A 25,892-nucleotide genomic window follows, 5' to 3' on the forward strand; every position below is an offset into this window, starting at 1 on the left:
TAGCTGACGACCGGGGCGCACACGAGTCCCGGAAGACAGAAGGGGCTGGTAATGAAGATCGTGGTCATAGGCGGCACGGGGCTCATCGGGTCGAAGCTGGTGAAGAAGCTCGGCGAGCACGGCCACGAGGCCGTGGCCGCCTCGCCGAACACCGGCGTCAACACGCTGACCGGCGAGGGCCTGGCCGAGGTGCTGCAGGGCGCTCAGGTGGTGATCGACGTGTCGAACTCGCCCTCGTTCGAGCGCGAGGCCGTCATGAAGTTCTTCCAGACCTCCACGGGCAACCTGCTGGCGGCGGAGGCGGCGGCGGGCGTGGGCCACCACGTCGCGGTGTCGATCGTGGGCACCGAGCGGATGCCGGAGAACGGTTACTTCGCGGCGAAGATCACCCAGGAGAAGCTGATCGAGAAGTCGGGCATCCCGTTCTCGCTGGTGCACTCCACCCAGTTCTTCGAGTTCGACCGCGGCATCGCCGACGAGGCCACAGCCGACGGCAAGGTGCACATCGCGCCGGTGCTGTTCCAGCCGATCGCGGGCGACGACGTGGCCCAGGCGGTCGGCAGGACCGCGGTGGGGACGCCGCTGAACGGCCGGATCGAGATTGCCGGACCGACCCAGTACAAGATGGACGAGTTCTTCCGCAAGGCGCTGGCCGCCTGGGGCGACACCCGCGAGGTCGTCACCGACCCGCAGGCGCGCTACTTCGGCAGCGTGCTCGGCGAGCGGTCGCTGGTGCCCGGTGACGGCGCGCAGCTCGGCACCATCACCTACAAAGACTGGCTCGACCAGTCCACCGCGAAGTAGGGCCGGGCGATGGACAAGCCGCGATCGACCGCGTGGCAGACGGCGCTGACCGTGCTGCAGGAGGCGCAGCCGCCGTTCATCCCCGAGGGCGCGCAAGCGATGACGGTGGTGATCGAGTACCCGCCCGGAGACCCGGGCGCGCCTCCGCACCGCCACCCGGGTCCCGCCTTCGGCGTCGTGCTCGAGGGCGAGATGCTGATGGAGCTGGAAGGGGAGCCCGAGCGGGTGATCCGGGCCGGCGAGGCGTTCTGGGAGCCGGGTGGCGACGTCATCCACTACCAGGACGGCAACAACCGTGACGACGTCCCCCTACGGTTCACGGTCACCATGCTGTGCGAGCCGGGCAAGCCCATGTTCACGCTGGTGGAAGAGGCCGAGCTGGCCCAGCGCAAGGACCGCCGCGCGCCGCGCCCGTCCTGAACCCGCGAAGTACCGACAGGGTGACGGCACCGGCTGCCGTCATCGCTGCCTGATCCCAGGATCGAACCAGGCCACCGGCCCACCGGCCGGCGGTCCGATCCGCCATGCCAACAACCCGAGGTATGACACGAATGAACCACGAACGACCGGTTCGGATCGACACGCTCGCCGGCCTCCGCGAGCACCTGCAGTGGGCGATCGAGCTGGAGCACGCGACGCTGCCGCCGTACCTGACCGCGCTGTACTCGCTGGATCCGGAGCGCAACCCGGCGGCCGTCGAGGTGGTGAGCGGCGTCTTCGTGGAGGAGATGCTGCACCTGGCGCTGGCGGCGAACCTGCTCAACGCCGTCGGCGGCACGCCGCGCCTGGACATGCCGCAGATGCTGCCGCCGCACCCGCGCAAGCTGCCGCACAGCGATCTGGAGGTGTCGCTGGTGCCGTTCGGGCCGGAGGCGCTGGAGATGTTCCTGCGCCTGGAGCAGCCGGCGGCGCCGAGCGCGCCGCCGGAGGACGACGGTTACGAGACGATCGGGCAGTTCTACGCGGCGATCGAGCAGGGGTTGCGCTACCTGTGCGACACGCTCGGCGAGAAGGAGGTCTTCTCCGGCGACCCGGCCCGGCAGGTGAGCGGCGCCCGCTTCCGTCACACTGCCGGATCGCTGTTCGCCGTCGAGGACCTGGAGTCCGCGCTCGGCGCGTTCAAGGAGATCGTCGAGCAGGGGGAAGGCAACGCCCGCGGCGAGGTCTGGGACGGTGACCAGGACGTCTTCCACCCCGAGAGGGACGAGGTCGCCCACTACTACCGCTTCCAGGAGCTCAAGCTCGGCCGCCGCTACCAGCGGGGCGACACCCCGAAATCCGGGCCCACAGGGGAGGAGCTCGTGCTCGACCCGGCCGGTGTGCTCCCGATGACGCCCAACCCGCGGCCCGCCGAGCCGGGCACTGCCGTACGGGCTGCGCAGGATCTGTTCGACACCACCTACAGCACCCTGCTGAACCTGCTGGAGCAGGCATTCAACGGCGACCCGAGGCGGCTCGCGGACGCCACCCGCACCATGTTCACGCTCAGGGCCCACGCGCAGGCCCTGATGGCGCTGCCCGGCGGAGCCGGTCCCACCTTCGCCTACGTGCCGCGCGAAGCACGTAGCTGATCCATGGCGAAAGGAGGCACATCATGAACAAGCACATCCTCGAGCCCGCCGCCTGGGAGCCGGCGCAGGCCACGTCGAAGCCGCCGTTCCTGTACGAGCTCGGCCCCGAGGGCGCCCGCAAGGTCCTCGACGACCTGTAGGCCGCCCCGATCGCCAAGCCGGACGTAGACGACAAGTGGATCATCGTCCCTGCCGAGGCCGGCAACGTGGGGGTGCGGATCGTCAAGCCGGTCGGCTAGACGGGCACGCTCCCCGTCGTCCTGTCGCGGAGGTAGGCGGGTGTTCCGGCCGGCTAGACGGGCACGCTCCCCGTCGTCCTGTCGCGGAGGTAGGCGGGTGTTCCGGCCGGCTCATAAAAAATCCGTAACCATCGCGCCCGCCAGGCCGGAGGTCTGACTGACGAGACCGGTCACTGAGACGGCCGGCCGGAGCACCCGCCCACCGGAGCGCGCACGGACAGCGCAACACGCACGGACAGCGTGGTCGCCACAGTCGGACCGCGCGAGTTCGTACGGGGTCCGGACCCGTCCAGCCTGGAGATGTGCGACATCCCGCCCGTAATCCGGCAGACGCCCTAGGTAAGGTGCCTTCTATTGATTTGGTGCTGACGTAAGGGGCTTCCGTGGGTGTTTCCGTGGCGTACGTGACCTTCGCCGACCCGGACGGGGTCGACGACGAGAAGGAGGTCGCCGTCGCGGCGTGGGCCGAGGAGGGGATCGCCGGGCGGATCGTGCGCTGGGACGATCCCGAGGTCGACTGGGCCGCGTTCGACGCCGTCGTGGTCCGTACGCCCTGGGACTACGTGGAGCGGCGGGCGGAGTTCCTCGCGTGGGCCCACCGGACGGAGTCGGTCACGCGGCTGCTCAATCCGGCGGCCGTGCTGGAGCGCAACACCGACAAGACCTACCTGCGGGAGCTGGGCGTGCCGTCCATCCCGACCTACTGGGTCGGGCCGGGGGAGGCCGTGGACTTTCCCGTCCTGGGCGAGTACGTGGTCAAGCCCTCGATCTCGGCGGGGGCCCGCGACACGATCAGGACAGGGGACCGGAAGGAGGCCGAGGCCCACACGGCCCGGCTGGCCGCCGGGGGGCGGACCGCGATGATCCAGCCGTACCTGGACATGGTCGAGACCGAGGGGGAGACCTCGCTGCTGTACTTCGGCGGCCGGTTCAGTCACGCCGTCCGGCGCAACGCGATGCTGGTGGAGGGGGCGGGCGAGCCGGAACAGGGCAACGACCACGGGGAGCTCCGTGTCCCCGAGCCCGACCAGCTCGCCCTCGCCGAGCGGGTGCTGGGCGAGTTTCCCGAGGTGCTCTACGCCCGGGTGGACCTGGTCCGCCTGGCCGACGGGGCTCCGGCTCTCATCGAGGTCGAGCTCACCGAGCCGTACCTGTTCCTGCGGTACGCGCCCGGCGCCGCCGCCGACCTGGCCCGTGCCCTGGCCGAGGCGCTCTGAGCCGGTCCCGTAGGAAACGCGACGGCGCGCGTCCCGGGGAAGAGGACGCGCGCCGCACCGCTGAGAAGAAGTGTTACTGCGGCATCACCACCGCGAGCGGGGAGACCCCGGCGGTACGCAGGGCGCCGGGGAGCTTGCGGGCCCAGGAGTGTTCGTGCAGGTCGAGCTCCTCGGGGTTGGCGACCGTGAACCGGACGGCACCGCCGGTGGCGGGCTGCTCGGTCCAGGTGGCGCCGAAGCCCTTCAGCGCCGCGGCGACCTTGTCGCGGTCGGCCGCGGGGACCGTGACGCGGATCGGCGACCCGCGGTCCGGGATGGCCGCGGCGGCCCGCGAGGCCTCGGGAGCGGGGGCGAGCGCCCGCGCCCGCGCGGAGGCGGACGGCAGGTCGGCGGTGATCGCGTTGGACACGATCTTCGCCGTGCCGTCGGTGAAGGCGCGGAAGTTCGGCTCGGCGGCGAACAGCACCGCGTGACCGTTGCCCACCGGCTCGTCGACCGCGGCCGCCGTCCCGCCGAGCTCCTCGGCGCCCAGCGCGAAACCGGACTGGAACCAGTCGGGCGAGTTCGCGGCCGGGTAGGAGGACACCACGTGCGCGGGGTTCGCGGCGCGCATGACCAGGTCGTACGCGTAGAACTGCATGACGCTCGACCCGACGTCCTCGCTCAGCGGACCGTCGGCCACGGTGGTCCTGAAGAGCGAGCCGGGGATGTCCGAGGTCGGCTCGGACAGCGTCACGCCGGAGATCCCGGCCAGGACGGCCAGCTGGGTGCCGCCCGCCCAGCCGACGTAGCGCCCGCCGCCGCCGACCCAGTCGCGCAGCGCCGCGCGCCCGGCGTCGCCGAGGGCGGTGTTCGCCGCGTTGGCCGAGCCGTCCGGCACGAGCACCACGTCCAGCCCGGTCAGCTTGCCCGCGGCGACGTCGGCCGGGGTGAGCACCGTGTAGGGCAGCTTCCAGTCGCGGTCGAGGCGGTGCCGGAGCCAGCCGGAGGACTCGGCGGCGTTCTGCGCCGTGCCGCCGGACAGCTGCAGGACCCCGATCTTGCGGGAGGTGGTCACCTTGGCCGACGGGGCGCCCACCGGCTGGACCGGCGTCGCGAGGGGCAGCAGCACCTGGCCGGAGGACCCGCCGGAGACGTTGCCGAGCAGCGGCAGGCTCCACGCGGTCACGTCGTAGAAGTACGGGAACGGCGTGTAGGTGTCCTCGTTCAGCATGGCCTGGATCCAGTGCTTCTGGCCCTGGGCCATCGGGATCCAGTAGGTGCCCCTGGGCAGGGTGGTCCTCGCCTCGGGCCTGCCGTAGGCCTTGAAGTCCTTGACCGTGAGCGGCAGGGCCAGCTTGAACACCTGGACGTCCATGCGCTGGAGCCGCCGCACGATCAGCTCGGTCTCCGCCTTCTTGGCCGGGTCGTCGGCGCGCAGGAAGTAGTGGCGGACCTTGCGGTCGGGAACCTGGGTGATGACCTCGTTGCCCGGGTTGTAGACCTGGTTCGGCTCCAGCTTGCCGTCGAGGCCCTGCTTGAGCGCGTCGGCGTACATGCGGTGCCAGGCGGTGAGGATCTCGGTCTTCTTGGCCGCCGCCGCGGAGAGCGAGACCCACTGGGTCAGCCACTGCTCGAAGGCCCGGGCGGCGATCGGGGAGGCGTTCCCCTTCTCGAACGTCATGCCCGCCGCGTTGAACCCGGTCGTCGGGACCGTGTCGCCGTAGCCCATGTAGAACATGTCGTAGACGTCGCGGTTGAAGAACGGGATGCCGCGCCCGGTGAACTCGTCGATCATCGCGGCGCCGTAGGTGTTGTTGATCCAGTCGATCGTCGGCTCGGCGATGTCGTGGTAGAACGGGTCGGCGTTCGGCGGGAAGAAGTATTCGGTGCCGCCCATCTCGTGGGCGTCGATGAAGAGCTGCGGCGGATACTTGCGCATCAGCTCGATCTTGCCGTCGGTCTCCGGCTGGGTCCGCGCGAACCAGTCGCGGTTCATGTCGAACGAGTAGGCGTTGCGCCGGGTGTCAGCCTCGCGGCCGTCGGGGTTCTGCGTCGGCAGGATCACCACGACGGCGTTGTCCAGGATCCGCCTGGCCGCGCAGTCGTCCCGTCCGGCCAGGTCGTGCAGGGTCCTCAGCGCCGCGTCGGTGCCGCTCTCCTCGCCGCCGTGCACGTTTCCGGCGATCCACAGGATCGCGGGCGTGTTCCTGGCGAGGACCTTCGCCGCGGGGGCGGGGGTGAGGGGGTTGCGCAGCAGCTTGATCGAGGTCTCGATCGCGCGCAGGTTCCTGATGTTGTGCGAGGTGCCGACGATCGCGTACTTCAGCGGGCGTCCCTCGGCGCTCGTGGCCAGGGTGCCGGAGACGACCCGGTCGCTGGCCCTGTCGATCGCGGTGAGCAGGGTGTCCGACTCGGCCGAGGTGACCTCCCGCTCGCCGAGCTCGAAGCCGAGAACGCTCTTCGGCGTCGGCACCTTGCCGTTGTACGCGGGGGGAGTCCGGGTGGCGTCACAGGTGGTCACGGGGGGTGCGGCCGGGGTGGGTTCCGCCTGGGCGGCTCCGGCGGGGAGGGCGATGGCGACGGCCAGTACGGCCGGTGCCATCACCTTGAAACGCTTCAGCATGAAGTAAAGCTGTCATCTGAAAGAAATGACGGCAAGGGGGGAAATTTTACACTTGTGTTACGGGTGGAGCTTTTGGGGCTTTTGTGGTTGAAAGTAATATTGAGAGGATTATAGGGGAAAAGTCCTCTTCTGCTGGAGCGTCTTCCGGGCCGCCGGAGCCTCCTCCCGCCGGTGGGCCTCCCCGCCGCCGGGGAGCCTACGCGTGGCCGGAGATGCCGCCGTCGACCGGGATCACGGCCCCGGTGAGGTAGGCGCCGGCGCGCGAGGACAGGAAGATCGCGGTGCCCGCCATGTCCTCGGGGCTGCCGATCCTGCCCATCGGGACGTGGGAGGCGACCGCCGCGCGCATCTCCGGGTCGTCGAGCGCGAAGGCCATCATCTTCGACTCGAACGGCCCCGGGGCGATCGCGTTGACCGTGATCGACTCCCTGGCGAGCCGCTGGGACAGGTGCCGGGTGAGCATGTGCACGGCCGCCTTGGCCGCCGAGTAGGCGTAGTTCTCCATCGTCGGCACCCGGAGGCCGTCCACCGAGCCGATGTTGATCACCCTGGCCGGGTCCTCAGGGCTCGCGGCGGCGCGCAGCAGCGGCAGGAACCGCTGGGTCAGGTAGAACACGCCCTTGACGTTGATCCCCCAGAGCTTGTCGAAGGCCTGCTCGGGATACTCCTCCAGCGGCGCGCCCCAGGTCGCCCCGGCGTTGTTCACCAGCACGTCGAGCCGGGACTCGCGCTCCGCGACGGCCTCGAACAGCGCGGACACCCCGTCCTCGGTGGACAGGTCGGCGGGTATCGCGGTGCACCCCAGCTCGGCGGCCGTCTTGCCGACCTCGGCCGCCTTCCGCGAGGAGATGTAAACCGTGGCCCCCGCGTCGACGAACCCGGCCGCGATCATCCGGCCGATTCCCCGGGACCCGCCCGTGACGACGACGGTCTTGCCTTCCACCGAGAACAGAGTCATGTTCTGTAGCATGCCGCACCCCCGGCGACCCCGTCCATACCAACCGGTCGGTTCCGCGCGCTGGGCATCCCATTTCTGATTTACAGTCCCTTTTATGGCGATTTGTCGGGAAGACTTGAAAAATAATGTCGCCAAATAAAACGAGAGTGAAACAATCTTCCACCCCTCGTTGACACGCGCCGTTCATATGGTGTGCCTTCGTTGTCAGGGAGTCACCGATCCGGAAGTGGGGTACGGCATGCTCAGAACGGGTGCGCGCCTGGCGGTGCTGGGCCTGGGACTGTCGATGGCGCTGTCGGCGACGACACTTCCCGTGGCGCACGCGTCACCTCCGGGACGTTCCGCGCCTCCCGCGCCTCCCGCGCCTCCCGGGGTTCTCGCGCTTCCGGCCTCTCCCGTCCGGCACGTCCCGGCCGCGCGGGCGCCCCAGCCCGCGAAGAAGATCGTCCGGCTGGGCGCGACGCAGAGCATGGACTCGATGAACCCGTTCCTGGCGGTCCGGCTGATCTCGACGTCGATCCACCGCTGGACGTACGGCTATCTCACGGTGTCCGACTCGAAGACCCTGAAGCCCGGCCCCGACCTCGCCGAGTCGTGGAAGACGTCACCGGACAAGCTGACCTGGACCTTCACGATCCGGTCCGGGGCGACCTGGTCGGACGGCAGGCCGGTCACCGCGGGGGACGCCGCGTGGACCTTCAACAAGATCATGACGGACGACGCGGCCAAGACGGCGAACGGCCCCGCCGTCGAGAACTTCGAGACCGTGACGGCGCCCGACGACCGGACCCTGGTCATCAAGACCAGGAAGCCGCAGGCCTCGATGCTGGAGCTGCCGATCCCGATCGTGCCCAAGCACGTGTGGGAGGGCGTGCCCGACATCGGCACCTTCGAGAACGAGACCTACCCCGCCGTCGGCAGCGGCCCCTACATCCCCGTCGAGCACAGCAAGAACAACTACGTGAAGCTCAAGGCCAACCCGTCGTACTGGCGCGGCGCCCCCAAGATCGACGAGCTGCACGTCATCTTCTACGAGAACCCCGAGGCGGCCGTCGCCGGGCTGAGGAAGGGCGACATCGACTGGATCGGGCGGCTGGCACCCCCGCAGTTCCAGGCCCTGGGAGGTGACCCCGACCTCGTGCAGTGGAACACCCAGGGCCGCCGCGCCGGCTACCTGCAGCTCAACCCGGGCGCCGAGACGGCGGGCGGCGAGCCGATCGGCGACGGGCACCCCGCGCTGAAGGACGCCAGGGTGCGCAGGGCGATCCATCACGCGATCGACAAGAAGACCCTCGTCGCGCAGGTGCAGAACGGGCTCGCCGTCCCGGCCGACGGCTCGATCATCCCGCCGATGTACCGGGAGTTCTTCTGGAGGGCCGAGGGCGACAAGGCCGTCACCTTCGACCAGGCCGAGGCCAACCGCATCCTCGACGAGGCCGGATACGCCAAGGGCGCCGACGGGATCCGGACCATGCCCGGCGGAGGCCGCAAGCTGGAGATGCGCTTCAGCATCCACACCGAGGACCCCGTCGAGGACAAGCTCGCCCAGTTCGTCACCGGCTGGCTCAAGGACATCGGCATCCAGATCACCACCCGCAAGCTCGACGCCAACAAGTTCACCGAGGAGACGGGCGGCACCGCGCTCTACGACATCGCGATCAGCGGCTGGTCGGTCAACCCGGACCCCGAGGAGATCCTGGCCACCCACCTGTGCAGCCGCCGGCCCACCGCGAGCGGCGAGGGCGGCGGGACCGAGTCGTTCTTCTGCGACGAGGAGTTCGAGCGGCTCTACCAGGCGCAGCTGGCCGAACTCGACCGGGCCGCGCGGGTCGGCCTGATCAAGCGGATGCAGGAGCGGCTCTACACCGAGGCCCCCGTCATCGCGCTCTACTATCCCAACAACCTGGAGGTCTACCGCAAGGACAGGATCGCCTCCATCACCCCGATCCCGGAGGACAAGGGCATCCTGTACGGCGGGAGCGGCTACTGGCCCGTCTACTCCCTGCGGGCGGTGGAGCGCGCGGCCCCGGCCGGCGACGACTCCACGGGGGGCGTCATCCTGGCCGTCGCGGCGGGTGCGGCCGTGCTCGCCGGGGCCGGGATCTTCCTCTTCACCAGGCGGCGCCGCGCCACCGCCGACGACCGCGAGTAGCGGCCGATGAGCACCCTGCCGGACGAGCTGACGAAGGCGTCGCCGGAAGACGGTCACGAGGAGGGCGGTGCCCGCCGGAGCGTGGCGCGCTACGCGCTGGTCAAGCTCGGCGGGGCGCTGCTCGGCATCGGGCTGGTGATCGTCGCGACGTTCTTCCTGTTCCGCCTGATCCCCGGCGACCCCACCATCGCCTACACCCGCGACGTGCCGGTCACCCCGGAGCAGCTCGCCCTGCTCAGGCGGCAGATGGGCCTGGACCGGCCGCTGGGCGAGCAGTTCCTGGACTTCGTGCTGCGAACCCTGCGGCTGGACCTCGGCACCTCGTACGAGTACCGCAGGCCGGTCGCCGAGCTCATCGGCGACCGGGTGGGCCCCACGCTGCTGCTGGTGGGCACCGGGCTGGTCGTCGCGGTCGGCCTGGGCATGTGGCAGGGCACCAGGGCCGCCTGGCGCCACGGCGGCCGGTTCGACCGCTTCTCCACGGGGACCGCGCTGACCCTGTGGTCGGTGCCGACCTTCTGGCTGGGACTGCTGCTGCTCATGGTCCTCGCGGCGGGGATGGGGCCGATACCCGGCATGTTCCCCACCCGGGGTATGCAGGACGTCGACGCGCCGGACGGGCCGCTCTACCTCCTGCACGTCGCCCACCACCTGGTGCTGCCGTGCCTCACCCTGGTCGCCGTCGTCTACGCGCAGTACCTGCTGGTCATGCGCTCCTCGCTGCTCGACGAGATCGGCCAGGACTACGTGACCACCGCCCGCGCCAAGGGTCTGCGCGACGACGACGTCCGGCGCCGCCACGCGGTGCCGAACGCGCTGCTGCCGACGGTGACCCTGGTCTTCATGCAGATCGGCTTCGTGGTCGGCGGCGCGGTCTCGGTGGAGTTCGTCTACTCCTGGCCCGGCCTCGGCCTGCTGTTCGTCGAGGCGATCAAGGGACCCGACTACGCGGTCATGCAGGGGGCCTTCATGCTCATCTGCGTCGCGGTGATCCTCATGAACACGCTGGCCGACGTGGTCTACCACGTCCTGGATCCGAGGGTGAGGTCGGCGTGAGCACGAAGGAGGAGGGCACGAGGCAGGAGGGCCCGGGGAAAGGGGAGGCGACCGGCGGCGCCGGAACCCCGGGCGCGGCCGGCGACGGCACCGGGACGCCGCACGCGGCCGGCGGTGGCGCAGGGACGCCGCGCGCGATCGCCAGGACGCGCCGCCGCGCCGCGTTCGTGCGGTTCTGCCGCGCGTACGCCGGGAACAGGGCCGGGCTGTACGGCGCGGCGATCCTGCTGGCCGCCGTCCTGGCGGCCCTCGTCACGCCGCTGGTCACCGACCCGTCCGGGATGGACGTGACCAGGGCGACGGGCGCCAAGATGGCGCCGCCGAGCGTGGACTTCCCGCTCGGCACCGACGAGTCCGGGCGCTCGGTCCTGCTCATGCTCCTGTGGGGCGCGCGGGTCTCGCTGCTCATCGGGTTCATGTCGGCACTGCTCAGCATGGTGATCGGTACGGTCTTCGGCATCGCGGCCGGGCACTTCCGCGGCTGGGCCTCGGCCGTGCTGATGCGCGTCACCGACTGGTTCCTGGTACTGCCCGCCCTGGTCCTGGCCCTGGTCCTCGCGGCCGTCCTCGGCGGCGGCGCGTCCACGATCATCCTGGCGATCGGGGTGACCTCCTGGGCCTCCACGGCGAGGCTGATCAGGGCCCAGACGCTGGCGGTGGAGGCCAGGCCCTACATCGAGAGGTCCAGGGCGCTGGGCGCGGGGCACTGGCACGTCATGACCCGGCACGTGCTGCCGAACGTCGCCCCGCTGGTCCTGGCCAACACCACCCTCACGGTGGCCAGCGCCATCGTCACCGAGTCCACCCTCGCCTTCCTGGGCGCCGACTCGGGCCAGGTGTCGTGGGGCGGCATGCTGCGCGGCTCCTACGACTGGGGCGCGGCCACCTCGGGCGCCTGGTGGTACGTGCTGCCGCCCGGCCTGTGCATCATCCTGGTCGTCCTGGCGTTCACCCTCTGCGGGCGCGCCCTGGAGACCGTACTCAACCCACGCCTTCGGGGGGTCTCGTGACCGTGCTCGATCCACACCCGGGGGAGGACTCGTGACCGTACTCGACCCGCGGCCTCCGGGGACCCCGGCCGCGTCCGGCCCGTGGCCTCGGGAGGTGTCGTGACCCTGCTCGAACTGCGCGACGTGGCGGTGACCTACCGGAGCGCGGCCGGGGACGTCCCCGCCGTGCGGGGCGTCTCGCTCGCCCTGGCGGAGGGCGAGGCCCTCGGAGTGGCGGGGGAGTCGGGGTCGGGCAAGTCGACGCTGGCCATGTCGCTGCTGCGGCTGCTGCCCAGGGACGCGCTGGTGTCCGGGGAGATCCTGCTGGGCGGCGAGGACGTCCTCACGATGAGCTGGGGGCGACTGCGCGCGGTCCGCTGGGCGTCGGCCTCCCTGGTCTTCCAGGGCGCCCAGCACGCCCTGAACCCGGTGCGCAGGATCGGCGACCAGATCGCCGAGCCGCTGCGGGTGCACGGCATGGCGACCGGCGCGGCGGCGCGGCGCAGGACGGCGGAGCTGCTGGAGCAGGTCGGCCTGCCCGCCTGGCGGGCGCGCGGCTACCCGCACGAGCTGTCGGGCGGGCAGCGCCAGCGCGTGATGATCGCGATGGCGCTCGCCTGTTCCCCGCGCCTGATCGTCGCCGACGAGCCGACCACCGCGCTGGACGTGATGATCCAGGCGCAGGTGCTCTCGCTGATCCGCTCGCTCATCGCCGAGCACGGGATCGGCCTGATCATGATCTCTCACGACCTGTCGGTCCTGGCCGCGACGTGCGACCGGCTGGCGGTCATGTACGCGGGCCGCGTGGTCGAGTCCGGTCCCTCGCGCGAGGTCTTCCGGGACGCCAGGCACCCCTACGGCAGGGCGCTGGCCGGGGCCTTCCCCACCGTCGGCGACCCCGCCTCCAGGATGGCGCCCAGCGGGCTGGGCGGCGACCCGCCCGATCCGGCCCGGCTGCCCACGGGGTGCTCCTTCCATCCCCGCTGCCCGGTGTCGCTCGTCTCGTGCGCGTCGGAGCCGGTCGAGCTGTGGCCCGTGGGCCGTGCCGGTGACCGTACCGGCGCGGGCCGCGCCGAGGCGCCGCACACCGCCGCGTGCGTCCACGTCCGCGTCCCCGAGGAGACCCGATGACCCTGCTCGAAGCGCGGGACCTGCGGGTGGAGTTCGTCTCGCGCGGGCGCCGCGCCCGCGCGGTGGACGGGGTGAATCTCGTCGTGGGCCGGGGAGAGATCGTCGCGCTGGTCGGCGAGTCCGGCTGCGGCAAGACGACGCTGGCCCGCACACTGCTCGGCCTGGAGCGGCCCGCCGCGGGATCGGTCCTGTACGGCGGGGTCCCGCTGGCCTACTCCTCGCGCGCGCTGCGGGCCCACCGGCGCGAGGTGCAGCTCGTGCTCCAGGACCCCACGGGATCGCTCAACCCCCGGCACACCGTCTACGAGGCGGTGGCCGAGGGGCCGCGCATCCACCGCCTGCCCGCGGAGGAGGAACGGGTCGCGTCGGCGCTGTCGCGCGCCGGGCTGCGGCCCCCCGAGCGGTTCTTCAACCGCTACCCGCACGAGCTGTCCGGCGGCCAGCGCCAGCGCGTCGTCATCGCCGGGGCCCTCGCGCTCGACCCCCGGGTGCTGGTCGCCGACGAGCCGGTGGCCTCGCTGGACGCGTCGGTGCGCGGCGAGATCCTCGCGCTGCTGCTCCGCCTCCGCGACGAGCTGGGCCTGTCGGCGCTGGTCGTCACCCACGACCTCGGGCTGGCCTGGAACATCGCCGACCGCGTCGCGGTGATGTATCTCGGCAGGATCGTCGAGTCGGGGCCGGTGGAGCGGATCCTCACCGCGCCGTCGCATCCGTACACCCAGGCGCTGCTGTCGGTCCTGCCGGAGTCGCCGTCGCCCGTGGTGCTGGGCGGCGAGCCGCCGGACCCGACCCGGATCCCGCGGGGCTGCCGCTTCCACCCACGCTGCCAGGTCCTGGCCTCGGGCGCGGCGGCCGAGACGGGGGTCGACGGGCTGTGCGTGTCACGGCCGCTGCCCGTCCTGCCGTCATCGGCCGCCGCCCAGGTCGCCTGCCACCACGCCGAGGCCCGCTCCGCCTCCGCCCGGGGCGAGGTCGAGGCGGAGCGGCACTGAGCGGCACTGAGCGACACTGAAATGCGGGCGGACGGCGTGCCCGCGCCGGAGAGGTGTCTCGCGGAGGCCGGGACGGCCGGGGTCAGAGACCGGGCAGGCGGCCGTTCCTGAACAGGTCGACGAAGAGCCCGTGGTCGGCCCTGGCCCGTGCCCCGTAGGCGTGGGCGAAGTCGACGAGAGTGCGGGTGAAGCCCTCGGTGTCGCCGCCGATCACGGCCACGATCGCGTCCTCGGTGGAGAAGTCGACCAGGTCGTGGCTGGACTCGTCGTCTGCCACCGAGTGCATCCTGGCCACGGCCCGGCCCAGGTCGCGGACGACCGAGGCCAGCTCGTCCGGCTCGTTGACGTCGCCCCAGTTCAGATCGGCCGAGTAGGGGGAGACCTCGGCGACCAGCTGGCCGACGCCGTTCAGCGTGGTGTGGCCGAGCCACGGGTCGGCGTACGCCTGCAGGGCCCGCTGCGACTCGGCGGTGCGGTGGCCCTGGTGTTTGAAGTAGCCGTGCACCTTCTCGTCGGTGATGTGCCGCGCCACGGCCGGCACCTGGGCCTGTTTCATGTAGAGGATGACGTCGTTCTCCAGGGCCTGGGTGTGGCCCTCGAGGAGCATGTTGTACGAGGGCAGCCCGGCCGAGCCGATCCCGATGCCGGTGCGCAACGCGAAGTCCTTGATCTTGTGCTCGACGGCGGAGACCGTGGGAAGGGTCGTCAGGTAGTCGCGGAAGGCCACCTCCACCGCCTCGCGGGTCTCCCGGTCCACCGGATGGCGGCCGTCCATGACGGCGAACCTGCGGTCGAAGTTCTCGACGGTCGTCTCCAGGTCCAGCAGCGCCACCCGGGTGTTCAGCCGGGCGAGCTGCAGCACCCGGTGGAGCACGCCGCTCGTGGTGTCCAGGGTCAGCGAGCCGATCGCGTCGTCCCCGCCCTCCGAGATGCCGTGCAGCTCGGAGAGATAGGAGCGGGCGAACTCGGTCACCAGCTCGCCGATGACGTCGTCCGAGAGCGCCTTGGCGTACCCGATGAGCGCGACGCTGGCCGCGAACCGCCGCAGGTCCCAGATGTACGGGCCGACGTAGGCCTCGTCGAAGTCGTTGACGTTGAACACCAGGACGCCCGAGGCGTTCATGTAGGTGCCGAAGTTCTCGGCGTGCAGGTCACCGTGGATCCAGACGCGCCGCGTCTGCTCGTCCAGGAAGGCGTCGTCGGCGAACGCGCCGGTCATGTCCGCGTAGAACAGGCAGGCGCTGCCCCGGTAGAAGGCGAAGGGCGAGGCGGCCATCTTCCGGAACTTGCGCCGGAAGGCCGCGGGGTCACGCTTGATGGAATCACCGAACTCGGTGATCAGGACGTCGAGAATGTGCGCCGAGCGCCCATCGGTGGTCATGGTGGGCAGGTTAGGTCGCGGGACCGGGACTCCGCCAGATCCGCGGCATCACGGATGTGGAACGTACCAATGAGCCCGTCCTGTTCCGGCCCGGTTCGGAGCGGGGGCGTATGACGTCGCGGGAGGGCGGAAAGGCGTCGACAACCGCGCCGGTCGATCATAGGTTCGGCGGTGGGACCCCGGAACCGCGGGAGGCAGAGGGGACCGCGAGCGCGGCGGGTACGGCGGGTACGGCGGGCACGGGGCCCGGCGCCGTGGACACGGGGTCAGAAGGACGGCTGAGAGCTCACGGGAGAGGCGCGGAGGTCGGCATGGCGGTGCTGGAGGGCAGGACGGCGGTGGTCACCGGGGGGTCGCGGGGCATCGGCCGGGCGATCGTGGAGCGTCTCGCCCGTGACGGGGCGAACGTCCTGTTCACCTACGCGAACGCCGCCGCGTCCGCGGGCGAGGTGGAGCAGGCGGTCAAGGAGGCGGGCGGGAGCGCCCGCGCCGTCCAGGTCGACCTCGGCAAGCGGGGCGCCGCGGAGTGGCTGATGGAGAGCGCCGAGGAGTTTCTCGGCGGCCTCGACATCCTGGTCAACAACGCCGCGCTGAGCTTCACCCCGATCTCCCTCGCGGAGACCACCGAGAAGCTGTACGACCGCGCCATGGCGGTCAACGCCAAGGCCGCCTTCCTGACCATCCGCTACGCCGCCAGGCACATGCGCGACGGCGGCCGTATCGTCAACATCTCCACTCTCAACACCGTCCGCCCCGCGCCCGGCATCGCCCCCTACGCGGCGAGCAAGGGCGCCCTCGAACAGCTGACCGCGGTCGCGGCCCGCGAGCTCGGCGAGCGGGGCATCACCGTCAACACGGTCTCCCCGGGCGCCACGGACACCGACCTGCTGCGCGGCACCAACCCTGAGGCGGTGCTGGCCCAGGTGGCCGCCATGACCCCGCTCGCCCGCCTCGGCGAGCCCTCGGACATCGCGGACGTCGTGGCCTTCCTGGCAGGTCCCGACGGGCGCTGGATCACCGGCCAGAACCTCCAGGCCAACGGGGGTCTCAGCTGAGTCGCCTCCCCTGCGGACGGCGATCTTGGCCGGCCACGGCGCGGGCGGTTCCCGAGCTGTCCGGGCGCGGGCCGTGACCGGCGTCAGGTCAGCCGCCGGGTGCCGGTGAACAGGCCGCTGTAGGCGTTCAGCGCCGGCTGACCGCCCAGGTGCGCGTACAGGACGGTGGCGTCGCGGGGGATCTCCCCGCCGGTGACGAGGTCGATCAGAGCGGCCATCGACTTGCCCTCGTAGACCGGGTCGATGATCATTCCCTCGAGCTCGCCGGTGAGCCGGATCGCGTCCAGGGTCGACCGCACCGGGATCCCGTACAGGTCGCCGGCCCACCCGTCCAGGATCGTGATCTCGTCGTCCCGCAGGGGCCGGCCGACGCCGATGAGCTCGGCCGTGGCCCTCGCTATCCGGGCGACCTGGTCGCGGGTCTCCTCGAGCTTCGCGCTGGCGTCGATCCCGATCACCCGGCGCGGCCGGCCGCCGGCCTCCTCGAGTGCGGCGAAGCCGGCGATCATGCCGGCCTGGGTCGAGCCGGTGACCGCGCAGACCACGACGGTGTCGAAGAAGACGCCCAGCTCGCGTTCCTGCCGCGCCACCTCGTACGCCCAGTTCGCGAACCCGAGCCCGCCGAGCCGGTGGTCGGAGGCACCCGCCGGGATGGGGTACGGCGTGCCGCCGCGCTCCCTCACGTCCTCGATCGCCCGGTTCCACGAGTCCTTGAAGCCGATGCCGAAACCGGCCGGGTCGAGCCTGACCTCGGCGCCCATGATCCGGCTCAGCATGATGTTGCCGACCCGGTCGTTGACGCAGTCCGGCCAGTCGACCCAGTTCTCCTGCACCAGCACCGCCTTCAACCCCAGCGACGCGGCGACGGCGGCGACCTGGCGGGTGTGGTTGGACTGGTACCCGCCGATCGACACCAGCGTGTCCGCGCCCTGCGCGAGCGCGTCCGGGACGATGTACTCGAGTTTGCGGGTCTTGTTGCCGCCGTACGCGAGCCCTGAGTTGCAGTCCTCGCGCTTCGCCCAGATCGACGCTCCGTCGAGGTGCCGGGTGAGTCGCGGCAGCGGGTGGACGGGGCTCGGCCCGAAGGTCAGCGGGTGGCGGGGGAAGTCGGACAGGGTCATGCTCACTCCTCGGTGGCCGGCAGCGTGCGCCAGGTGTCGAAGGCGACCGCCGCCGCCTGGTCCGCGTCTCCGGCGGCACAGAGCCGGATCAGGTTGTCGTGCCGGGCGAGGGACGCGCGCCCGCCCAGCGACGAGAAGCGCAGCCGCTCGGCGCGGCGCAGCACCGGCGTGAACTGGTCGAGGACCGAGGTGAGGGCCCGGTTGGAGGCCACTCGCACGGGGATGCCGTGCAACTCGTCGTCGGCGCGCAGGGCCGCCTCGACGTCGCCCTTCTCGATCGCCGCGCGGAACCGGTCGTTGGCCTGGCGCATCGTGTCGAGGTCGGCCTCGGTGAGGGCGCCCACCGCCTCGCGGACGGCGAGTTCGTGCATCGCCGCCACCACGTCGCGGGCCTCGCGGACGTCGCGCAGGTTCAGCGAGCTCACCGTCGTGGAGCGTCCCGGCTGGGCCACGACCAGCCCGGCCTCCGCGAGACGCAGCAGCGCCTCACGGACCGGGGTGCGGCTGACCCCGAGCCAGGCCGCCAGCTCGACGTCGCGTAACTGTTCGCCGGGCGCGAGGCTGCCGTCGACGATGGCGTCGCGCAGGCGTTGGTAGACGTTGTCGCGCAGGAGGTGCCGGTCGATGGCGGGCGTGTTTTGCGGGATGGGCATGCAATATATTGCACACACCGGGCGGGAAACTTCAACCGGACCGTGTCGTTGACAGTGCTAGCAATATATTGCATATTTCATTCCGGGACGGCGGCCGCCGTTCCCGTACCGAGAGGAAGATCCCGATGAGCATCCCGTCCCACGAGCCCGCCGCGGCGGGAACCCCCACCGTCGTCCTGGTCCACGGCGCCTTCGCCGAGTCCGCGAGCTGGAACGGTGTGGTGGGCGACCTCAAACGCCGCGGTTACCCGGTCATCGCCGTCGCCAACCCGCTGCGCGGACTGCGGGAGGACGCCGGGTACCTGCGCAGCGTGCTCGACAGCCTGACCGGTCCGATCGTGATCGCCGGCCACTCGTACGGCGGGTCGGTGATGAGCGAGGCCGCCGACGGTGCCGCCGGCGTCGTCGCGCTCGTCTACATCGCCAGCTTCAACCTCGAGGTCGGCGAGAGCACCGGCGACCTGGCGGGCAGGTTCCCCGGCGGCGAGCTCGGCCCCGCCCTCAACCCGGTGCCGTACCCGGCGGCCGGGGGCGGCACGGGGACCGACCTGTACATCCGGCAGGACATGTTCCACGCGGTGTTCGCCGCCGACGTCGCCCCGGAGACGGCCGAGCTGATGGCGGCCACGCAGCGGCCCATCGAGGCGACCGCGCTGGCGGACAAGGCGACCAGGGCGGCCTGGAAGACCATCCCGTCCTGGACCATGGTCACCACCCAGGACCTGGCCATCCCCGCCGAGTCCATGCGCTTCATGGCCAAGAGGGCGGGGTCGACGACCGTCGAGATCGACGCCTCCCACGCCGTCACCGTCTCCCGCCCGGACGCCGTCGCCGAGCTCATCGACGCCGCGGCCCGCGCCACCACCCGCTGATCACACCTCCGCAGAACGGAAGGGAAGTTCCATGAATCTCAGGCCGAACCTCAAGCGCGCAGCCGCCGCCTCCGGCGTGCTCGTCGCCGCGCTCCTCTCCAGCGGTGTCGCCACCGCCGACGCGGGTTCGATCAAGCCCACGGTCGTCCTGGTCCACGGGGCCTTCGCCGACTCCTCCAGCTGGAACGGGGTGATCGCCGACCTCAAGCGCAAGGGCTACCCGGTCATCGCCCCGGCCAACCCGCTCCGCGGCCTGCGCCACGACGCGCAGTACCTCCGCAGCGTGCTGAACAGCGTGAACGGCCCGATCGTCCTCGCCGGCCATTCGTACGGAGGCACCGTGCTGAGCGAGGCCGCCGACGGTGACCGTGACGTGAAGGCCCTCGTCTACATCGCCAGCTTCCAGCCCGAGGTCGGCGAGAGCACCGCCGAGCTGGCGGCCAGGTTCCCCGGCGGCCAGCTCGGCCCCGCCCTCAAAACCGTCCCGTTCCCCACCGCGGACGGCGGCACGGCGGACGACCTGTACATCCGGCAGGACAAGTTCCGCGCGGTGTTCGCCGCCGACGTGCCGCGCCGGACCACCGACCTGATGGCCGTCACCCAGCGCCCCATCGCCGCCGGCGCCCTTGAGGACAGGGCCACCGAGACCGCGTGGAAGACCATCAAGTCCTGGAGCATGATCACCAAGCAGGACCTCGCCATCCCCGCCGAAGCCATGCGCTTCATGTCCAAGAGGGCGAAGTCCACGACCGTCGAGATCGACGCCTCCCACGCCGTCACCGTCTCCGAACCCGGCGCGGTGGCCAACCTCATCCACAGGGCCGCCCGCGCCACCACCTGACGCCGCACGGTTCTGAGCGGTTCGCGCCGGTAGGGCGATCCGCGTGACCGATGGCACGGTCGCGGCCGGGATCGACGCGGTCGGGGGGCCTGACGGGCCTGAACGCGTGGGAAGCGGTCATGGATCCGCTGCGGCACCTCTCGGGGAGCTCGCGGCGGATCCGACCCTGTCCGGTTCGCCGGCGGGTCCTCCCGGCCCATGCTTTTGACCGACTCCGGCCGTGCCCTTCGGCTTACGCGGAGGGCGACCTGGCAGAGTGGATCTGGTTACGGGCGGGCACGGTGGGACGGCCTTCGCGGAGCTTTCCGGAACCCGGGCACGCCGCACCACCCTCTATCCGCAAGGGACTTTCCACATGCCTGCCACCAGCCCCGCCGGCGAGCGGTTCTCCGTTCGCGTCTTCGGAGGGCCGACCGCCCTCTTCGAGTACGGCGGCCTGCGCTTCCTCGTCGACCCGACCTTCGACGCCCCCGGCGACTACCAGACGCCGGGCGGCCCGCTCCTGGTCAAGACCGCCCCCTCCACCGCCACCCCCGCCGAGCTGGGCCGTATCGACGTGGTCCTGCTCTCCCACGACGAGCACCCCGACAACCTCGACATCTCCGGCCGGACCCTGCTCGCCGACGTCCCCCTCACCCTCACCACCCCCGACGGCGGGCGGCGCCTGGGGAACGGAGCCAGGGGCCTGGCCGACTGGGAGTCGGTCGAGCTGGACCGCCCCGGCGGCGGCACCGTCACCGTCACCGGCGTTCCCGCTCTCCACGGCCCCGGACCGCGCGAGGAGGTCGAGGCGATCCTCGGCCAGGTGGTCGGCTTCGTCCTGACCGGCGAGGGAATGCCCACCGTCTACGTCAGCGGCGACAACGCCTCCCTCGGCCTGGTCGAGGAGATCGCAGCACGCTTCGGCCCCGTGGACACCGCCGTCCTCTTCGCCGGAGCTCCCCGCTTCCCCGTCCTCTTCGACGGCGAAACGATCGTCCTGGACAGCGCGCAGGCCGCCGAGGCCGCCAGGATCCTCGGCGCCCGCCGGGTGGTCCCCGTCCACTACGACAGCTGGGCCCACTTCACCGAGGGCCGCGACGAGCTGGTCGCCGCCTTCACCGCCGCCGGCCTGGCCGACCGCCTGGACCTCGGCGACCGGGATTGACCGTCCCGTCTCGCGCCCCCGGGCGCGCGCCTCGTTCAAGGTTCCCCGCGAACGAGGGCGTTCGCCGGTGGCGTGAGGTTCGGCCGGGTCAACGCTCGTAGTCCTTCAGGGTGATGGCGTTCGCCGTCCGCCGGATGCTCCTGGCGATCAGTCCCTTCCACGGCACGTAGGGCAGGAGCCTGTAGTTCTGGTTGACGAACCAGGCCATGAACCGGCTCTCGGGAACCATCCACCTGCCCACTCCGTCGCCCGGCTTCTGGCATCCCGCCGCGTACGCGCGCATGGCCTCCTCGTAACCGGCGACTCCCCGCAGGGCGACGGCCGCGCCGAGCAGCAGGCCCAGCAGCGCCCGCCGACGCGTACCTCACCGCCGGCCGCGTCTCCGGCGGCTGTGACGTCGGTGGGGTCGGTGGCGGTTGTGGCGTTGGCGGGGCCGTCGTGCCATGCCCGCGTGGTGCCCAGGATCCCGAACCGCATGGGGGCGATTGTCTTCCCTCGCGCGGTCTCACGTCTTCCGTCCCCGGCGGGCCGCTCGCCGCCGGAGGCGGGGGGGTGGGCAGGCGAGCGGTCACGCCTTGGCGGGTCCCGTCCCGTGGACGCGTTCCCGCGATGGGAATCGCGCCCTGGCGGGCGTGGGGGACCCGCCAGGACGCGTTCCGCCCCGGGCGCGGTGGCGGAGGACCCCGGCGAGGGATGGGGTCCTCGGCCTGCTAGTCGCGCTCGGAGTCTGTGGTGGTGAGGGCGCGGACCGGCTGGTCCGCGCCCTCCTCGGAGAGGTCGTCGTCGGGGGCGGGCCGCCGGTAGTGCCGTGAGATGAGGCGGGCCGCTCCCACCGGGTCGTCGGCCGGGTGGGACGACTCGACGCCGTCCTCGTTCCAGACGAACAGCCCGTTCTTGCACCAGACAGTCAGATCGGTCAGCACCGAGAGCACGGACATGCCGTTTCCGTTGCTCTGGTAGGTGTGCGTGAATCCCTGGCGGTGCAACGCGTAACGCAGTAAACGTGTTGCCTCGCGGGGATCGCGCCAGGGCAGGTACGGCGTATCCGTGCGGACCGACAGCACCGGCCTCCACCCCCCTCGCTGACCTTTCGATGGATTTGTACCAACGATTGGATGATGCGGGTCTTGGGAGGTTGGGTCAAGGGGCTGTTCCCCGCTAGAACCAGATCGTCTAGTTTTGTTGGCACAAAGGGGACTTAATGGCACGGTCAACGCTGTATCAACAGGTGGCCTCCGATCTACGGAGGATCATCTACTCCGGTGCGCTCGGACCGGGGGATCAGCTACCGACCGAGGCGGAACTCATGCTCGCCCACCAGGTCAGCCGCAACACCGTACGGCTGGCTCTCGGCGAGCTCGTGAACGAGGGCCTGGTCACCCGCACCCCCCGCAGGGGAACCGTCGTCAGGGAACGCCGCCCGCTGCTCATGCACCCCCAGCGCGAGCTGCAGCCGCGGCGCGAGGAGACCCTGGAGGCCTTCGCCTGGGCCGTCTCCCGCGAGGGGCGCGCGCCGAGCCAGGAGATCGAGGTCTCGATCGTGCAACCGGCCGAGGAGATCGCCAGCAGGCTGGAGCTCTCCGACGACGAGCTCGCCGTGGTCCGCCGCCGGCTGCGCTTCGTGGACGGCCAGCCGTACAACACCAACGACTCCTACTTCCCCCTGGCCCTGGTCGCCGACTCCGAGATCACCCGGCCAGGCGACATCGTGCGCGGGGCCAACAAGGTCCTGGAGGAACTCGGCCACCGGCAGGTGCGGGTGGTCGACGACATCTGGGCGCGGATGCCCAACAGCGCGGAGACCGAGCGGCTCCAGCTCCAGCTCGGCACGCCGGTCGTCGTCTACATCCGGGTCGGCTACGACGAGGACGACACCCCCGTACGCGTGGCGGTGTCGGTCCTGCCCGCCGACAAGCACCTGATCCGGTACGAGCTGGAAAGCCGTTGACGTCTCCGTGACCGCCCTGACGGGCCGGCCCTCGTTCCGCCCGCGCCGCGGGCGAGCACCGGGCCGCGTCCGCCGGGTGGCTAGACGCCGCTCTTCCCGCTTCCCCGCGCCTTTCGCCCCGGCGGGCCGCTCTCCGCTGCTCCCGCCGGCGCCTCCCGTTCCGGCGTGCCCCGCCCCGCCGCCTCTCCCGATCGCGGTCTCACCGCTCGCCTCAGGCCCCTAGGCATCCGCCTAGCCCGGCATGGACGCCGTGCGCCATCACATGGACACGCTCCGTGTCATCTCGTGTACCGAAAGCAACGAAGGGATGAACCATGCACTCGAACACCGCCAGTCCCACCGCCACGCGCCCGTTCACGCTGCGCAGGGCCACCGAAGGTGACCTCGACGGGGTGCTCGCGCTCCTCGCCGAGACCGCCGGGTGGCTGAACCGCCGCGGCGTGCGGCAGTGGCCCGCCGACGGGTTCCCCGCCGGGCGCATCACCCCGCTGATCGGCGAGGGCGTCCTGTACCTGCTGGACAGGGAGGACGGGCCGGGCCGGCCGGTAGGGCCCGTCGCCACCGTCGCCCTGGACGGCCACGCCGACCCCGAGTTCTGGACCCGGGGGGACGACCCCGGTTCGGCGCTCTACGTTCACAAGCTGGCCGTGGCGCGCGACCACGCGGGCACGGGGCTGGGGGAGGCGCTCCTGGACTGGGCGGGCCTGCGGGTCCTCACCCTGGGGAAAAGATGGCTCCGGCTTGACTGCTCCAAGGACAACCCGGGGTTGCAGGGCTACTATCGGAGGCAGCGTTTCACGCATCTCCGCACGGTCGACCTGCCGCATCGTGCCTCCGGTGCCCTGTTCCAGAGGCCGGGAGGCCTGCGCGCTCGCGCGTCCGGCCTCGCGCTGCCCATCTCGGACCGGCGCGGGTCCTCCGTCCCCGAGCATGTCTGAACCACGGCGATCCCAGGACAAAGCCATCCGATAGCCTCCATTCATGACCGGATCCTTGCTTGAGGTGATCACGCTCGACGTGCGCGACGCCGTCGCCGCGGAGGCGGGCGGCGCCGATCGCCTGGAGGTCGTCGCCGACATGGCCTCCGACGGGCTCACCCCGGCACCGGAAACGGTCGCGGCGATCTCCAAGGAGTGCGCGCTGCCGCAGATGGTGATGTTGCGCGGCGAGGCCTCGTTCCTGGCCACGCCCGAGTCGCTGAAGGCCCTGAGCCGCGATGCCAGGGCCCTCGCCGACGCGGGCGCGGCCGGGTTCGTGTTCGGTTTCCTCGACGAGGCGGGAGCGGTCGACCTGGCCGCCACCGAGGCGCTCATCCACGCGGTCGCGCCGCTGCCCTGGACCTTCCACCGGGCGGTGGACCACGCGGCCGACACCCAGGCGAGCTGGCGTGCCGTCCGCCTCCTGCCCAACCTCGCCACCGTGCTCACCTCGGGTGCGCCCGGTGGCGTGTCGGACGGGCTGCCGCTGCTCAAGACCCGGTGCGAGGCCGGGGACGGCCCGCTGATCATGGCCGGCGGCGGGCTGCGGCCCGGCCACGTCGGAGTGCTGATGGAGTACGGCGTGCGGGCCTTCCACGTCGGCAGCGCCGTGCGGGCGTCCTGGTCGGACCCGGTCGACGCCCGCCGGGTCCGTGAGTGGCGCGCCCTGATCGACTGAGGTCCTGAGGCCCGCTGAGGGCTCATCGAGGCTCGCGGGGCAGGAGGCCCCCGGCGGGAGGCTTCCGGAGCGCCGCAGGTCTCGACGACCGGCCCGGGGCGCCGGGCTCCGGCCGTGCCGGCCGGACCGGGCGTTCCCCCGGGCGGGGTGGGCGACCGGAGTCAGACCGGTCGTTCTGTGTGGTCGGCGGGGCCGGTGGGGTCGGTGCCCAGCGCCAGGTCCGCGCGGCGGAGGGCGGCGGCCATGGTCTTGACCGTGGCGGGCTCGTCCATCACGCCCTCCCCGGCGTCGCGCCGCTCCTCCCAGGCGCGCACCCGGCGGGCGTACTCCCCGTACCGGGACAGGTGGAAGGCGTACACCGCCGCGTACCGGCTGACCAGGTGGGAGGGGTGCATGTCCCAGCCCTGGTGGAAGCCGTGGGTCAGCGAGCGCCCGACCAGCTCCGCGTGGCGCCGCCACAGGGCCCGCACGTCACGCCCGTCGTCCGAGGCGGGGGAGGCGGCCAGCGAGCCGTCCGACAGCTCGACCCCGGTCCCGGCGAAGACCGTCTGCATGACGTGCCTGGCGTGGTCGCAGGCGGGGTGGTCCAGCCGCTGCTCGTGCGGGGGAAGGCCACAGCTCGCCGTGTAGTCGAAGACGCCGAAGTGCGCCGCCGCCAGCCTCCCCCGCAGGGAGGTCGTCAGGCCGGCGTGGAGCATCGTCACCGTCTGCGGGGCCTCCACCTGGAGCTCGAACCTCAGCGTGTTCGGGCCGAGGCCCAGCCCGTCCTCCAGCGTGTCGAGGAAGTCGACGAACTGGTGCAGATATTCCCTCATCAACACCTTCGGGAAGGTGACGACGAACCCGTCCGGCAGGTGCCCGGCACGCTCGGTCACGCCGGTGAGGAAACCGTCCAGGGTCCGCAGGGCGCGGACCGGGTCGCCGTCGGAGAACGACTTCACCCGCAATCCCCAGCGCCGGGGGAGCGTCCCGGCCGCGTGCATGGTCACGACCGCCTTGGCGGCGGCGGAGACGTGGCCGTCCTCCTCCTCGGGACGCGTCCCGTAACCGTCCTCGAAGTCGATCCGGAGGTCCTCGACGGGCTCCCGGGCGAGCTTGGCGGCCACCCTCCCGTGCACGGCCCCGGCGAGGTCCTCGCCCGCGCCTGGGGACACGCCGGGAGTCGTGCCGAGGATCGCGGCCAGGTCGCCTTCCGACAGGTGCCGCCGGAACGACTCCAGCGCGGCGTCACCCCACTCCCGCGTCGTCCCGGCGTCGAACCGGTCGGCCGGGACGTAGACCGTGTGCACGGGCTGCCACTCGACCGGCCGGTACGGGTACAGCAGGATCTGATCGTCATGGGTCTCCTGGAAACCCGGGATCAGGGCGGACGGGTCGGCGAACGTGACGCGCATGCTGGTGCTCCTCCTGGACGTGCTGGTTCGGGTGGGGGCCGGTTCGGGCCGGACGCGCGGGCTCGGAGGGGCGCGCCGGTGCGGACGCGTCCTGGTCACCGGCCGTTCCC

24 protein-coding genes are annotated in these 25,892 nt (G+C 71.6%); 16 read left to right on the forward strand and 8 right to left on the reverse strand.

Annotation, left to right across the window (positions count from 1 at the left end; genetic code table 11):
• Positions 1-51: 51 nt before the first annotated feature.
• The 4 genes from ACTOQ1_RS28680 to ACTOQ1_RS28695 all read left to right on the forward strand — a co-directional run bounded on the left by ACTOQ1_RS28680 (position 52) and on the right by ACTOQ1_RS28695 (position 3,831).
• The gene (locus ACTOQ1_RS28680) at positions 52-804 is read left to right on the forward strand and encodes an SDR family oxidoreductase (protein ID WP_440071088.1); all 753 of its coding nucleotides are present in this window, start codon (positions 52-54) and stop codon (positions 802-804) included.
• A gap of 9 nt (positions 805-813) precedes the next feature.
• Positions 814-1,224 (forward strand): cupin domain-containing protein, encoded by a 411-nt coding sequence (locus tag ACTOQ1_RS28685; RefSeq protein ID WP_440071089.1) that lies wholly within the window; start codon positions 814-816, stop codon positions 1,222-1,224.
• 131 nt (positions 1,225-1,355) lie between these two features.
• Positions 1,356-2,375 carry a ferritin-like domain-containing protein gene (locus tag ACTOQ1_RS28690; protein WP_440071090.1) on the forward strand — a complete coding sequence of 340 codons (1,020 nt, stop codon included), beginning with the start codon at positions 1,356-1,358 and terminating at the stop codon, positions 2,373-2,375.
• A 622-nt stretch (positions 2,376-2,997) separates the two neighbouring features.
• Entirely contained in the window at positions 2,998-3,831 is an 834-nt protein-coding gene (locus ACTOQ1_RS28695) for an ATP-grasp domain-containing protein (RefSeq protein ID WP_440071091.1), read from the forward strand.
• A 73-nt stretch (positions 3,832-3,904) separates the two neighbouring features.
• Here the strand turns inward: ACTOQ1_RS28695 and ACTOQ1_RS28700 are convergent, their stop codons facing one another.
• Positions 3,905-6,436: a M14 family zinc carboxypeptidase gene (locus ACTOQ1_RS28700; protein WP_440071092.1), complete on the reverse strand. Its 2,532-nt coding sequence runs from the start codon at positions 6,434-6,436 to the stop codon at positions 3,905-3,907.
• A 196-nt stretch (positions 6,437-6,632) separates the two neighbouring features.
• Complete coding sequence (locus ACTOQ1_RS28705) at positions 6,633-7,394, reverse strand: SDR family oxidoreductase (RefSeq protein WP_362677700.1); 762 nt, start codon at positions 7,392-7,394, stop codon at positions 6,633-6,635.
• A gap of 238 nt (positions 7,395-7,632) precedes the next feature.
• Between ACTOQ1_RS28705 and ACTOQ1_RS28710 the strand changes: the two genes are divergently transcribed.
• From ACTOQ1_RS28710 to ACTOQ1_RS28730, 5 genes are all read left to right on the forward strand, one after another.
• Positions 7,633-9,546, forward strand: coding sequence for an ABC transporter substrate-binding protein (locus ACTOQ1_RS28710; protein WP_440071093.1), 1,914 nt, complete (start codon positions 7,633-7,635; stop codon positions 9,544-9,546).
• Positions 9,547-9,552: 6 nt separating this feature from the next.
• A complete protein-coding gene (locus ACTOQ1_RS28715) occupies positions 9,553-10,602 on the forward strand; it encodes an ABC transporter permease (RefSeq protein ID WP_440071094.1) in 1,050 nt (349 codons plus the stop codon).
• A gap of 137 nt (positions 10,603-10,739) precedes the next feature.
• Positions 10,740-11,612: an ABC transporter permease gene (locus ACTOQ1_RS28720; protein ID WP_440071149.1), complete on the forward strand. Its 873-nt coding sequence runs from the start codon at positions 10,740-10,742 to the stop codon at positions 11,610-11,612.
• Between the two features lie 99 nt (positions 11,613-11,711).
• Positions 11,712-12,722: an ABC transporter ATP-binding protein gene (locus ACTOQ1_RS28725; protein WP_440071095.1), complete on the forward strand. Its 1,011-nt coding sequence runs from the start codon at positions 11,712-11,714 to the stop codon at positions 12,720-12,722.
• Positions 12,719-13,714 carry an ABC transporter ATP-binding protein gene (locus tag ACTOQ1_RS28730; RefSeq protein WP_440071096.1) on the forward strand — a complete coding sequence of 332 codons (996 nt, stop codon included), beginning with the start codon at positions 12,719-12,721 and terminating at the stop codon, positions 13,712-13,714. The genes ACTOQ1_RS28725 and ACTOQ1_RS28730 overlap by 4 nt, the downstream gene beginning before the upstream one ends.
• A gap of 82 nt (positions 13,715-13,796) precedes the next feature.
• Here ACTOQ1_RS28730 and ACTOQ1_RS28735 read toward each other — a convergent pair whose 3' ends face one another.
• Entirely contained in the window at positions 13,797-15,095 is a 1,299-nt protein-coding gene (locus tag ACTOQ1_RS28735; protein ID WP_440071097.1) for a DUF2252 domain-containing protein, read from the reverse strand.
• A 311-nt stretch (positions 15,096-15,406) separates the two neighbouring features.
• Here ACTOQ1_RS28735 and ACTOQ1_RS28740 point away from each other — a divergent pair, with 311 nt between their 5' ends.
• Positions 15,407-16,150, forward strand: a complete 744-nt coding sequence (locus ACTOQ1_RS28740; protein ID WP_440071098.1) for an SDR family oxidoreductase — start codon at positions 15,407-15,409, stop codon at positions 16,148-16,150.
• Between the two features lie 83 nt (positions 16,151-16,233).
• Here ACTOQ1_RS28740 and ACTOQ1_RS28745 read toward each other — a convergent pair whose 3' ends face one another.
• Both ACTOQ1_RS28745 and ACTOQ1_RS28750 read right to left on the reverse strand, forming a co-directional pair.
• On the reverse strand, positions 16,234-17,271 hold the full coding sequence (locus tag ACTOQ1_RS28745; RefSeq protein WP_440071099.1) for a 1-aminocyclopropane-1-carboxylate deaminase: 1,038 nt from the start codon (positions 17,269-17,271) through the stop codon (positions 16,234-16,236).
• 2 nt (positions 17,272-17,273) lie between these two features.
• Positions 17,274-17,924 (reverse strand): GntR family transcriptional regulator, encoded by a 651-nt coding sequence (locus ACTOQ1_RS28750; RefSeq protein ID WP_440071100.1) that lies wholly within the window; start codon positions 17,922-17,924, stop codon positions 17,274-17,276.
• Positions 17,925-18,049: 125 nt separating this feature from the next.
• Between ACTOQ1_RS28750 and ACTOQ1_RS28755 the strand changes: the two genes are divergently transcribed.
• The 3 genes from ACTOQ1_RS28755 (at position 18,050) to ACTOQ1_RS28765 (ending at position 20,784) form a co-directional block, all read left to right on the forward strand.
• The gene (locus tag ACTOQ1_RS28755; RefSeq protein ID WP_440071101.1) at positions 18,050-18,796 is read left to right on the forward strand and encodes an alpha/beta hydrolase; all 747 of its coding nucleotides are present in this window, start codon (positions 18,050-18,052) and stop codon (positions 18,794-18,796) included.
• Between the two features lie 31 nt (positions 18,797-18,827).
• On the forward strand, positions 18,828-19,637 hold the full coding sequence (locus tag ACTOQ1_RS28760; protein WP_440071102.1) for an alpha/beta fold hydrolase: 810 nt from the start codon (positions 18,828-18,830) through the stop codon (positions 19,635-19,637).
• Between the two features lie 355 nt (positions 19,638-19,992).
• Positions 19,993-20,784: an MBL fold metallo-hydrolase gene (locus ACTOQ1_RS28765; RefSeq protein WP_440071103.1), complete on the forward strand. Its 792-nt coding sequence runs from the start codon at positions 19,993-19,995 to the stop codon at positions 20,782-20,784.
• A gap of 88 nt (positions 20,785-20,872) precedes the next feature.
• Here ACTOQ1_RS28765 and ACTOQ1_RS28770 read toward each other — a convergent pair whose 3' ends face one another.
• Both ACTOQ1_RS28770 and ACTOQ1_RS28775 read right to left on the reverse strand, forming a co-directional pair.
• Positions 20,873-21,067, reverse strand: a complete 195-nt coding sequence (locus ACTOQ1_RS28770; RefSeq protein ID WP_440071104.1) for a hypothetical protein — start codon at positions 21,065-21,067, stop codon at positions 20,873-20,875.
• Positions 21,068-21,494: 427 nt separating this feature from the next.
• Positions 21,495-21,722 (reverse strand): hypothetical protein, encoded by a 228-nt coding sequence (locus tag ACTOQ1_RS28775; protein ID WP_440071105.1) that lies wholly within the window; start codon positions 21,720-21,722, stop codon positions 21,495-21,497.
• Between the two features lie 263 nt (positions 21,723-21,985).
• Here ACTOQ1_RS28775 and ACTOQ1_RS28780 point away from each other — a divergent pair, with 263 nt between their 5' ends.
• From ACTOQ1_RS28780 to ACTOQ1_RS28790, 3 genes are all read left to right on the forward strand, one after another.
• Positions 21,986-22,732, forward strand: a complete 747-nt coding sequence (locus ACTOQ1_RS28780; protein WP_362834392.1) for a GntR family transcriptional regulator — start codon at positions 21,986-21,988, stop codon at positions 22,730-22,732.
• Positions 22,733-23,046: 314 nt separating this feature from the next.
• Positions 23,047-23,670 (forward strand): GNAT family N-acetyltransferase, encoded by a 624-nt coding sequence (locus tag ACTOQ1_RS28785; protein ID WP_440071106.1) that lies wholly within the window; start codon positions 23,047-23,049, stop codon positions 23,668-23,670.
• Positions 23,671-23,713: 43 nt separating this feature from the next.
• The gene (locus ACTOQ1_RS28790) at positions 23,714-24,388 is read left to right on the forward strand and encodes a copper homeostasis protein CutC (protein ID WP_440071107.1); all 675 of its coding nucleotides are present in this window, start codon (positions 23,714-23,716) and stop codon (positions 24,386-24,388) included.
• 161 nt (positions 24,389-24,549) lie between these two features.
• On the opposite strand, the gene ACTOQ1_RS28795 is transcribed toward ACTOQ1_RS28790, so the two are convergent.
• On the reverse strand, positions 24,550-25,782 hold the full coding sequence (locus ACTOQ1_RS28795) for a DUF6986 family protein (protein WP_440071108.1): 1,233 nt from the start codon (positions 25,780-25,782) through the stop codon (positions 24,550-24,552).
• Positions 25,783-25,892 lie beyond the last annotated feature (110 nt).

The organism is Streptosporangium sp. OZ121, assembly GCF_051918885.1.
Lineage (GTDB): Bacteria > Actinomycetota > Actinomycetes > Streptosporangiales > Streptosporangiaceae > Streptosporangium.